Raw genomic sequence first — 11613 nt, forward strand, 5'->3', positions numbered from 1 at the left:
ACCGAGCAGCCCACTGTTCGACGCGCCTCCAACGCCGGGGATCATAGGAGCAGCCCTCCCCGGTATGTGCTGACCGCTTGCTCGCTTTGATCCTTGAGGAGGGATCCTGAGAACCAGAACCCGGTCCCTGGTGGTGCTGCTGCCACTGCTCTCGTCATGTTCCCTGATGCCCGGGGCCTTGCAGGAGAGCGAGATCGACCATGTGGTGTACCAGGGATCCGCCGAACCGCTGGAGGTTCCACAGAACCTGACCTCCGTGGGGTGGGACTGGGAGGCCCCCGAGGAGACCGACATCGTTGACGTGCGGCCCTTCCCCCTCGGTGTGGTCGTGACCGTCTCGGACGGGGTCGTCGCCTTGCAGGGCGACACAGGAGAGGAACTTTGGCGATACCGCCGCGTGGGCGAGGCGGTGACGGACGCCAACGTCACGACGAGCGGAGAACGCGTAGCGCTCGCCTACCCCGTCGACGTGGAAGACGAAGCCGCAGTGGCACCGAACGAGGTCGTGCTCCTCGACTCCGCCACGGGCGAGGAACTCGGTTCTCACACTGAGGACTTCACCGCTGAGGCGGCCCTACCTACGAACGTCACGACGCTGTCCCCCATGCCTGAGCACCTGGGTCTACTCTCCGACTCGTCCCGAATCGTCTATCGCAAGTTGGACGACCAGAGGACTGGTGTGTATTCACTCGACCTGGAGACCGGGGACGAGTCATGGAGCCTCACCGACCTCCAAGGAGAAGGTCAGGCGGGACGGGACTTCCACCCCAAGGGAGTGGTTGCCTCGGGCGACACGATCATCCTTTCGGGCAACTTCATGGATGAGGACATCGATTCTCTTCCCGAAATCTCGGAAGAGCAGGAGCACACGGTTGTTCTCCTGGGACTGGACGCCGACTCAGGCGAGGAGCTCTGGCGCCACGAACTCGACATGGACGCTCCCATCGATCTCCACCCCGTCAGGCTGGGCGTTCAGCTGACTTCAGGTGCGGTGATCGCGGAGGCTCGCGGCGTGGACGAGTGGATACTCGACCCTGCCTCCGGGGAACGCCTGACCGAGGAAGGATTCTTCTCAGAGCGGGAGGTCGATGTCATCGGTGCTCTCGAGAACTCCGTAGTGACCGAGCAGTGGCTGGTGGATGATGAGGAGTTCGAGTACTCATACACCGACTTCTCAGGGGACGTCCATACGACGTTCCGTACTCCTGGCTCCGCGAGACGCATAGGAAGCGTGTTCGTCCTGCCCCTTGAGGGCGCGATCGTGTGGCTCGACGTGAACCAGACCAACACTTCCTTGGACCCCGAAGAAGCCGCCTGGGATGAGGCACGCCTGGTGATCGATGAGGCCGGCGAGTCCCGTGTCATCGACCTCGGTGTCCAGGTCGAACGCGACTACGTTCAAGACGGGAGCGAAGCTCAGCGCTCTTCGCTCCCCAGCCCGCCCGACATGACCGTCGCCCCGGGCGCACTGGTGGTCCAGGAGAAGGTCCCGGGAGGCGCGCGCCGCCTTGTGGGCGCGGTTCCGTAGCGGCCTCGGCGCGGGGGTGCGGCCGGGGATCCGCGCCCCCGCGCTGCTTGCGGTACCGGGTCCCACCTGGGTGAACGAAGAGTCTCGTTACCTGATTGTTCCCTTTGGTATGAAACCCTCGTTGCCTCATCGCCGTCGCACCAGTCGACCCTGACCTCATCTCCCCCTCAACGGAGAAAGCGGAAGCCGGTTCATCATGCCGGTGCGCATCCTCTTCCGAAAGGAGTGCCCCATGACCGAATCTGGCGCCAATCCGATCGAGGCGATGGAAGGTGGCGAGTACGCGGAGACCCTCGCAGCCGCGATGGCCGGTCTGGCCGACGCCTTCGACACCCTCATGGGTGACGCCGTGAGCGCCTGTGGCCACGAGGACCTCCGTTCCGGGTTCAACAAGTTCCGGGAGGAGGCCGACCAGGCCCTCATCGACCTCCAGGAGCACGGCCTCGCCCTGGCCAACAACATCCAGGCGGGAGCGGGCGAGATCGCCAAGAACGACCTGGAGAGCTCCGAGGACTTCCACCCCTGGTCGTCCCACCGCGACCTCAACTTCGACTGACCCCCGCGACGCGGTAGACCGCGTCCCCCTCACCACCCGCTCGATCTCCACCCCTGAGGATGACCGTGGCCACCATCTCCCTCATCTTCCACCCCCGTAACTTCTACGGTCAGCCCGACAACATGTACGAGTGCGCCTCGGATCTGGAGATCCTCAACGCCCGCGTGCTCGGTCGGGCCGACGACCTCGGGGGTGGCTTCGACGCGGCCGCGCAGCAGTTTACGGACATCATCGCCTGGGACATCCGGGGGCATTCCGAGGAGGACGTCCAGAAGTGGAGGGACGCCGCCGTCACCGTGAGCTACGCGGCTTCGGTCGCCGAGATGTGGGCGGATGCCGTCAAGGCCTTCAAGGACGAACGCGACGCCCAGATCTCCACTTGGGAGACGAGCAAGAGCGAGAAGGAGAGCGCCGTCCCCTCCGCCTACCAGGGTGACCGGATCACCGAGTCCCACCCGCAGGCGGACGGTTTCCTCTGGACGGACTGGGGCGCCGGGGACGAGAAGAAGTGCCGGGATCTGTACAACGAGCTCTCCACGGTCCAGGAAGGGCTCATCACCCGAGAACAGACCAACTGGGACAAGCTTGAGGAAATCGCCGAGGACGCCCGGAGGATGCTCGAGGAGGGGCCGACCCCCGACAACGTCTCGAAGCTCATCGAGGCGGGGAACGCCAGCTGGGGGTTCCTCAGCCTCGATCCCTCGCGCTACTCGTCGCTGATCGGCGATGACATCGAGCTGACTCCCGAGAACGCCGAGGAGTACGCGAACGACCTCGCGGCCTACTGGTCCGGCGACCGGCCCATCGACGACCGGTACCACGAGCTCATGCTCGTGATGTCCATGCTCGGGACGAGCGCCAAGCAGCACCAGGAGAACGGGACGGAGTTCAGCTCCGACGAGGTCGGGTTCCTGGAGGAGTTCTACAAGCAGCTGGAGGAGCCCTACCTCCGCGACGGCGTCGGTGCGGGCGTCATGCTCTACCCCGAGCTCATGGCCGAGTCCGGCATGTCCGACGAGGAGCGCGAGCGGGCCCTCGGAGTGCTCGGAGACGGGCTTCTGGCGCTCTCGGACCCCCGCATCGGCGGCGGCTACGACAGCCTGCCCCAGAGCTTCCGGTACGCGGTCGAGGGCCCGTGGATCAACCCCGACGCCGACGGCAAGATGCCCGCGACCCCCGTCTCCATGGGTATGGACATGAAGGCGCTGTCCGCCTTCATGGAGCACACGGACGACAACCTGGAGGCGGGCTACGGGTTGTCGACCAACCTCCACCTGGCCACCGGCGCCTTCCTGGACGCCTGGGGGCACGAGGTCCACGACTCCGACGGTGTCCTGCCGGACTCCGAGCAGGTCTCGCACATGGTCGACGTGGCCTCGCGGAACAAGGACTCCAACTACTACATCCTCACGGGCGAGCACCTCAACGAGGAGCCGGGCGTCCCCCACGGTGACGCGGACCTGCGGACACAGGCGCTCGAGGGCACGCTCACCTTCGAGTGGCACGACGACGGCCACACCGCGCGACAGCTCACCGACTGGCTCGCTGAGGACGTCCACAGCGAGGACCCGGAACTGAGCCAGCGCGCGGGCGACGCCTTCACCGGGTTCATGGAGACCATCACCGACTCCGAGATGCACGACGCCCTCACCAACACGGGCGTCAGCGTCACCGAAGGGGACAACGAGTACTCCGACGCCTCCTTCACCCAGTTCAACGGTGCGCTCGCGGACAGCCTGGCCGACATCTTCGACGCGCACATCTACAGCTTCGCCAACGGCGACATCCTGGACACCAACGGCAACGCGGTGAAGGGCATCGGTGACTTCGACCCCGACACCGGTTACGTGCGTATGGGACCCGATGAGCGAGCGCAGTACATGCAACTCCTCATGGGCAACGACGAGACCGCCGGACGCGTCGTGAACTCGGTGGACGTCTACCAGCAGATCGAGGCCGTGGCCTACCTCGAGTCCGGTGACGGGGCGACCTCCGCGCGCGGCTCCGCCCAGCTCCAGGGGTTGTTGGAACGTGCCCTGTACCTGGAGTCGGCGGACCGCTCCGCCGACCTGGACGCGACGATCGCGCGGGAGACACAGATCGCCGACTTCGTGGTGAGCGAAGCGGGCAACCTCTCCGAGAAGATCCCCGTCATCGGCCAAGGTGTGTCGAAGGGCATGGAGCTGGGCAAGGACAGCATCGTCGGAGCGATCGTCGACGGCGACTACGACGTGTCTCCCCGTTTCCCCACCTACACCAGCGAACTCTACGTGGAGCGCAACTTCCAGGTGGAGACACTGGACTTCGTCCTCGAGAACGATCCCGGCGTGCTGAACGAGGACACACGGCGCGCGGACCTCAGGACCCTCGTGGACGGTGGCGCGCTCAGTATCGAGCAGGACGGGCGGAAGCTGGAGCCCGGTGACATCACCGACGACTTCGTCTTCGACGAATCCGTGACCCTGGACTTCGAGAAGGACCCGAGCGCGTGGACGCACAATGAAGGTCGGGAGCTCTCCGGCATGGACGACGCCCTCGGAAAGATCATGGACGCCACCGTCCTCACCGCGAACACCACCGACCCGCACACGGGCGAACCCGTCGAACACACGGCGCCCGGCCGTGAGTGGGTGGAGGACTTCACCGGTGAGTACAACAGTGCGTACAGGACCACCCGGGACTACTTCGGAGGCGAGCTCGAGCAGTTCGGTGAGCCCCCGGAAGAGGAATGAGGACCCCCGAGACCGCCTCCTCCCGCCACAGACTCTCCTTGGAGGATCCCTTGACTCGTACGAACCGGGCGACCGCTCTCTCCGCCCTCGCCCTCACCGCAGGGCTGGTGCTGTCCGGTTGTTCCGCCTCCGATCCCGAGCCCGAGCCCGAATCGGGCCTGCCGGAGGACTACGTGGCCGCGCAGTGGATCGAACGGGAGGTACGGGTCCACACCCTGGCCCGGATGCTCGACGAGGAGGGCTCGGCCGAGGTCATCGAGAACACGGGCGGAACTCGTGAGCACCTCCTCGACTGGGGAGTCGTCGTCGAGGAGGAGGACGGCTACGCCGTCGAGCTGGACAAGGACGCCTGGGACGACAACATCCACCTTGCTAAGGTCGACGGAGCGCTCGGGAACGCCATGAACCGGAACGATGTCACCTGGTGCGGTGAGACCGTCACCGGTGAGGATTTCGTCGACGTCTACATGGACGAGCACCAGGACTCCTTCGACACCCAGGACGAGTACACGGCGAGCGTCGTCGACTACGTCGGCTGCGGCACGGGGGCTCCGTGACCGGTATCGGCCACTCCATTGCGGGGACTCCGACGACTCCCCGAACTCCGGGGTTCGCGAGAGGTGGGGAGGGAATACTCACCGATTCGCCTCGTCACGAAATACGCGCGTACATTGACCGAAAGGTCATACCCTTACTAATCTCCGTAGCGCCGTACCTCCCGTGTTCGTGAAGCAGCGGACGAACACCCTGCCCATGGGGGACAGGCCCACGAACTCACCCACCAGCGATTCCTTGAAAGGGTACGGATGTCCCAGCACGCCGGTCTTGAAAATGTCAATAGCCTGTCGCAGGGAGGCGAACAGCTCGGTCAGGAGTCCGACGGCCTCCGCACCCAGATGAACCAGCTCATCAACGACATGAGCAACGACGCCGACTCCCTCCAAGGGCAGGCGCTCCACGACTTCCGCGAGGCCCGGAACAGCCTCACCGAGCGCTTCGACGAGCTCATGTCCTGGTGCAACCAGAACGGCATCAAGCTGAACGAGGGCCAGCAGCAGTTCAACCTCACCGACAGCGAGGCGAGCGACGACTTCTCGGCATCCGGCCAGGACCTCGGCGGCCTCTCCCGCCCGGTCAACGCCTGACCCTCCCTCACCTACCCCGTTCCACCCCCAGGAAAGGCACCTTCATGGCTTCCCAGTTCGACGTCTACGGAAATGTCGGCGGTCTCCAGACGCTGGCCTCCGACCAGCAGGCGCACCTCGGTCGTTTCACCGCGATCATGAGCCAGATCAACGAGCAGTCCGAGAGCACCGTCAGCCAGTGGGAGGGCTCCGGAAGCCAGCAGTTCCAGTCCAAGGCCCAGGAGTTCGACACCCACTTCTCCGAGGTCAACTCGGCGTTCGCGAAGATGATCGACGCCACCAGCGACACCGCGGACAAGTACGGCAAGCTCACCCGGTACCTGGACGGACTGTTCTAGTAAGCTGAGTTCCGATGTCCTCCCCACCTTCGCCGCCCTCCACCGACCCCGATCCGCAGCTTCCGGAGGCGTTCCACTACACGCCCGACGAGGAGAAATACGTCCTCGAGGCGGACGCCCTCCGGCACCGGCAGCTCCGGTCCGCGCTGCTGTACGGGTCCAGTCGCTACTGGCGACGGCGCCAGCGGGTGTGGCCGGCCGTGATCGGCGGGGCCATCCTCATCGCGCTCATCTGTGGGGTCATCGCCCTGGTGGGGGCCTTCGGCCGCCAGCAGGAGATCAACGAGGAACGAGGGTGGGGAGCCAACCGCCAGGTCGGGAGCGCCGTCATCGACCATGTCGGCCACCTCGGACCGTCCCTGACCGCACACGCCATCCCCCGCTCCGTCTGACCGGGCGGGCCTCCACCACGAAGGGGGCGATCTCCCATGTCCGTCTGGGCCCCGGGGTACGAGACCTCCACTCAGCTTCGTCAGGGACGCCGTGCCCGGATCTTCCGTGCGGTCCGTGTGACCAGCGGCGCCGAGGTCGTGCTCAAGGTCCTGCCGATGGAGGCGGGGCAGGCCGAGCTCGGGCACCTGCGCACCCTCGACGGGGTGCCCGGTGTGGTTCCCCTGTTGGACGCCGGAACCACGGCGGACGGCGAGTTCTTCGTGGTCACGCCTTTCTACTCCGACGGTTCCTTCGGGGAAATGCTGGCGCGGAAGGGGCCCGCTCCCATCCAGGAGGCGGCGGCGGTCGCGCGCAGCGTGGCCGGGGCGCTGGGGGCCCTCCACGGCCGGGGCCTGTTGCACAACGACATCTGTCCGGGCAACGTCCTACGGGCCGGGCGGACTCCGGTCCTCACCGGGTTCGGTGCGATCTCCGACGCCGGGGAGGCGCTGCCGCCTCCGCCCCCACAGATGGAGTCGTTCCTCCACTCAGCTCCCGAGACGCTGCGCGGGGAGCCCCGCACCACGGCGTCGGACGTCTACCAGCTCGCCTCGACGGTCTGGACGATGCTCACAGGCCGGGCGCCGTTCTCCACCACGGACGGCACCCCCTTCGACCCCCGGGCCTACGCCCAGCGTGTCCTCGGCGAGGAGGTCGCGCCGGTACCGCGTCAGGACGTGTCCCGTTCCCTGCGCGGGGTCCTCACCCGTGCCCTGGCGAAGGACCCGGCCGACCGTCACGCGAGCCCAGCCGAGTTCGCGGCGGCCTTCGAGAAGGCGCGGTCCGGACGTCCGGCCGCGGCCCCCAGCGGTGCCCAGCCCTCCATGCTCGCCGCGCCGGTGGACGCCTCCGCTGGTCCACGCCCGGCGCCCACAGGTCCCCAGGAACCACCCGCGCACAGCGGACCCCAGACACCGCCCGTCTCTCCCGGGGCCTGGACCCCGGCGGCTCCCTCGGGTCCGCAGACGCCCGTGGCGCCGCCCTCAGGACCGCAAACGCCCTTCGCCACACCCTCTGGGCCGCAGGCACCCATGGCACCGCACTCAGGGCCACAGGCACCCTTCGCCGCGCCCTCCGGACCGCAGATGCCCTTCGGACCGCCCCCGGCGGCGCCCGTCGCGCCTTCGTCCGGCCCCCAGATCTCCCACCTGTCCGTGCCCTCGGGGCCGCACGCTCCACCTGCCCCGCCGACCCCTGCCCCCGTGGAGTCCGGCCCCACCCAGCCTCCCGCCGCCCCGCCGGGGGACAGGTCCCGCCTGGCCAGCGCCTCGAGTCTGCGCCCGCCCCAGCGCCCCCTGCCCACTCCCGAGGAGCGGGAGCGCCACGGGGCCGTACCGGAGGCGACCCCGCACAGCACCGCCGACCTCATGATGGCGAAGCTGCGCGGCGAGGAGGTCTCCCCGCTGCGTGCCTGGGCCCGGTTGGAGGGGTGGAACGGGGACGCTGAGTCCGCGTACCTGCCCACCGACGAGGTCGTCGAGGAGCGTTCCTCGGACCCGGAATGGGACTCGCTCTCCGCTCCCCTCGAACCCCCTCGGTGGCGCAAACAGATGCACATCGGCGTGACGGTCTGCGGGGTCCTCTTGGTCACCGTCGTGGGCAGCGCCTTCGCCGCCAGAAGTCCCTCCCAGCCCGTGGTCGAGACCGTGGCCAGTGAGGAGGCCGAGGCGACGACGGACGAGGAGGCACCAGCTGAACCGATGGCCGCGCCCTCACCCCTGCCCGAGGGCAGCCCTCCGTCCGAGGTCAGGCTGGAGGACACCCTCAGCGCCGTCACCCTGTCCTGGGCCGATCACACCGGCGGCACCGGTTCGTACTTCGTGGTCGGCGGCCAACAGGGGCACGCCCCGGCGACCCTGGCCAGAACCGGACCCGGCGCGGTGACCGCGCAGGTCCCCACGGACAACACCCAGGGCGAGTACTGCTTCGTCGTCGTCGCCGTCGACGGAAGCGCGGCCCCCGCCGAGGAGGTCTGCACGACCCGCGCGGCGGAGCGGGCCGCCGAGGCGGAACGCCTGGCCGAGGAGGAGGCCGCGGCGGAAGAGGAGGAAGAGGAGGAGAACGAGCCCGATCCCTCGCCGTCCCCCTCCCCCAACGCCGACGAGTAGCGACTTCCCTCGCACTCAGGCCCACTTGGATGGACAAGTAATCCTTTCGTCCCGTAAGGCAATAAGAATGGTCCGGACTTTCCCACGCCACCGCTCGAATTTCGTTGTCGAATGGTGAATGTACCGGGGTCCTCTCGCCTTGGCCTCTTCGTTCGGTGAGAACGGAACGGTTGTGCGTGGGTGATTCCCCGCGAACAGGGGCGCCCCAGGAGAGTCGACGGGTACCGGACCCCCGTGGCCGGGCCCTCGGATAACGTGAGGATCGGGGAGAACCGTGACGTGTCTCCGGTGATCCCACACCCTGGAACCACCCCGCTCCGCTCCCCCGAAAGGCGATCCATGCGGCGTTCACTCGCCTTGGCCTCTGCTGTGTGCCTCCTCGCCGTGACGGCGTGCGAATCCTCCTCCGGGTCCTCGGACGGCGAGCCGGAGACGGTCGAGGCGCTCACCGAGGACGGTCTGGTGGGGCTCGCCCTGGTGCACCGGGGGTTCGAGGGCGGCGACCCGGAGACCGAGCAGGTGCTGGTCTTCCACGATCCCGACACCGGCGCTCCCCTCCAGCGGATCGACCTGCCCGACGGGGCGGTGGACCCGATGGCGCCCGCGGTTCCGGTGCACAAGCGGTTCTCCGAGGACTGGCAGTACTTCGCCTTCGTCACGAACGAACCCAACGCCGTGCACCTGGCGGGTCTGACCGCCCCCCAGGAAGCCGAGGAGGGTGAGGAGTTCACCTACCAGCCCGTCGAGACGATCCAGGCTTCCGGCGAGGAGGAGCTGTCGGACCCGGTGATCCACGGGGAACGGCTCTGGTACGTCTCCGCGCAGGGCCAGGGGCAGCCGCCGCAGGTCAAGTCGGTCCCGTTGGAGGCGCCCGGGGGCACCCCCAACCAGGAGGGCAGCCTCGCTCTCGGTGAGGGACAGCGGCCCAGCGACTGGACGATCACTCCGGACGGCTCCCTGCACATCCGTAACAGTGTCCCCACCCAGCAGATCGCGGGCGGCGAGGGCAGCCTCGTGGTGCGTTCGACCAACGGCACCGTCGTGAACGCCACCCTCAACACCGGGGGCGAACAGTGGCAGACCTTCGACGACGCACCGGTCTGGGGCGGTGAACAGGCCCTGCTCCGGCCGGACGGCGACGGGGAGGGCCCTCAGGGCGCCTACCTGCTGGAGGTCGAGGGCCAGAGCCACAGCGTCACTCGGCTGCTGGAGGACACCTCGAGTCCGGTCGTGCAGTACACGCTGGCACCGGAGAGGGACGGCATCCTGCTCCAGACCGAGGAGGCGTGGTTCCGGGTGGACCTGGAGGAGGGGACGGTGACGGAGACCGAGGAGACGTTCCCGCGCTACCACGACACCTCCATGGACGGCTGGCCCCTCGTGGTGCGGTGGTCCCAGGAACCGCCCACCGAGCCGGACGCCCCCTCGGAGAGCCCCACCTCCTGACGCGGGGACCGGGGGCGCGGGTCCGGTCAGTGGAATGCGATGACCTTGGCCCCCTGGTCCTGGGAGTCAGCCAGGTCGACCAGCACCACGGCCCCGGGCACGGCCTCGAACTGCCCCTCCGGCTGCCTCGCCTCGAAGTACCCGGCCGCCCTGACCGGCTCCGGGAGATCGATCCGGTGCACCTCGCCGCCACCCCAGGGAGCGACGTTGACCGGAGTCTCCGGGTCGTCCGACTCGAGCTTGACCACCGCGTCCTCCAGAGCCAGCACGTAGCTACTGATCGACGCCGTGGGCACCGCCCGCTCCTCGGTGGCCAGGATTTGGCCGTCGAACCGGCGCAACTCGTAACCGGCGGCCTTGACAGAAGGAGCGCGCTGGGCGACGAGGAACCCGTCTTCAAGCGTGCGAGCCAGGTAATGGTGCTCTTCTTCCTCGAGCCCTGTCGCGTCACCCACGACCCCACCCGTGACCGGATCGAACACGTACCTCTCGCTGAACTGTTCGTCCTGATACGACGACCCCTGGTCGTGGTACACGGGAAGCACCTCACCCGCCCCACGCACGGAACGGCGTTCGGAGGTCAGGAACGCTGCTTCCTCACCCTCCAGGTGCCACAGAACCGACCCGTCCCCAGGGTCCAGAGCGATCAGCTCGGCGTCGAGCGAACCGCAGCCCGCTCGTACGACCACCGCGTCGGAGAACACCACCGGCCGGTCAGCCCGGTGCACCTTCGATCCCTCACACGTGAACAGGTCCTCGGTCCGCCACAGCTCGGATCCGTCCTCGTCCGAGAGCATCGCCCCCGAGAGCCCGTCACCGGCCTCCAAGTGGAAGACACCCCCGTCGCCAGCGACACCCACGTTGAAGGGCCCTGGCTTCTCGACGTCGGGGGCGATCGGCTCCTCGAAGTCGCCGACGACCTCACCGCTGACTCCGTCCAGGACCACACGCCGCCACTCGACCGGAGGGACGGACCCCTCCTCGTCGTCGGCCGCCCCGACCTCCTCGTCCGGTGCTTCCTTCGGGTACATCACGTGAACCCGCTCCCCGGAGGAGGACACGTCCGTCAACGCACGGACACCCTCGTCGTCCACGGTGAAACTCCACCGCTCCTCACCGGTCACCCCGTCCAGGGCCACCACTCCCCGAGCCGTACGCACCAGGGCACCGCGCGGGAGGGGGGTCACCTCCACATCCCCCCAGTGACCTTCAGCGGTCCACTCCCACGCCACCTCGGAGATCGACCCCGGCACGGCGGCGTCCGACCACTCACCGTCCAACTCCTCGTGGCTGACCGAGACACCCCCGAACCCCAGCACAGAACAGGC

10 protein-coding genes are annotated in these 11613 nt (G+C 67.8%); 9 read left to right on the top strand and 1 reads right to left on the bottom strand.

Going from position 1 to position 11613, the window contains the following annotated elements; genetic code table 11:
• Nucleotides 1–178 precede the first annotated feature (178 nt).
• From D452_RS0104355 to D452_RS0104395, 9 genes are all read left to right on the top strand, one after another.
• A complete protein-coding gene (locus D452_RS0104355; protein WP_239646320.1) occupies nt 179–1528 on the top strand; it encodes an outer membrane protein assembly factor BamB family protein in 1350 nt (449 codons plus the stop codon).
• Nucleotides 1529–1760: 232 nt separating this feature from the next.
• Complete coding sequence (locus D452_RS0104360) at nt 1761–2084, top strand: hypothetical protein (RefSeq protein WP_017542931.1); 324 nt, start codon at nt 1761–1763, stop codon at nt 2082–2084.
• 59 nt (nt 2085–2143) lie between these two features.
• Nucleotides 2144–4816, top strand: coding sequence for a TPR repeat region-containing protein (locus D452_RS0104365; RefSeq protein ID WP_017542932.1), 2673 nt, complete (start codon nt 2144–2146; stop codon nt 4814–4816).
• A 50-nt stretch (nt 4817–4866) separates the two neighbouring features.
• Entirely contained in the window at nt 4867–5373 is a 507-nt protein-coding gene (locus D452_RS0104370; RefSeq protein ID WP_026128969.1) for a hypothetical protein, read from the top strand.
• A gap of 249 nt (nt 5374–5622) precedes the next feature.
• Nucleotides 5623–5961, top strand: a complete 339-nt coding sequence (locus D452_RS0104375; protein ID WP_026128970.1) for a hypothetical protein — start codon at nt 5623–5625, stop codon at nt 5959–5961.
• A gap of 44 nt (nt 5962–6005) precedes the next feature.
• Nucleotides 6006–6299: a WXG100 family type VII secretion target gene (locus tag D452_RS0104380; RefSeq protein WP_017542935.1), complete on the top strand. Its 294-nt coding sequence runs from the start codon at nt 6006–6008 to the stop codon at nt 6297–6299.
• Nucleotides 6300–6313: 14 nt separating this feature from the next.
• Nucleotides 6314–6691 carry a hypothetical protein gene (locus D452_RS27675; RefSeq protein WP_017542936.1) on the top strand — a complete coding sequence of 126 codons (378 nt, stop codon included), beginning with the start codon at nt 6314–6316 and terminating at the stop codon, nt 6689–6691.
• A 36-nt stretch (nt 6692–6727) separates the two neighbouring features.
• Complete coding sequence (locus D452_RS0104390; RefSeq protein WP_017542937.1) at nt 6728–8839, top strand: serine/threonine protein kinase; 2112 nt, start codon at nt 6728–6730, stop codon at nt 8837–8839.
• 339 nt (nt 8840–9178) lie between these two features.
• Nucleotides 9179–10285 carry a hypothetical protein gene (locus tag D452_RS0104395; protein ID WP_026128971.1) on the top strand — a complete coding sequence of 369 codons (1107 nt, stop codon included), beginning with the start codon at nt 9179–9181 and terminating at the stop codon, nt 10283–10285.
• 26 nt (nt 10286–10311) lie between these two features.
• Here the strand turns inward: D452_RS0104395 and D452_RS0104400 are convergent.
• On the bottom strand, nt 10312–11613 hold a 1302-nt coding region (locus D452_RS0104400), incomplete at its 5' end, for an outer membrane protein assembly factor BamB family protein (RefSeq protein WP_051061245.1).

The organism is Nocardiopsis prasina DSM 43845 (assembly GCF_000341265.1).
In the GTDB taxonomy this organism is placed as follows: Bacteria; Actinomycetota; Actinomycetes; order Streptosporangiales; family Streptosporangiaceae; genus Nocardiopsis; species Nocardiopsis prasina.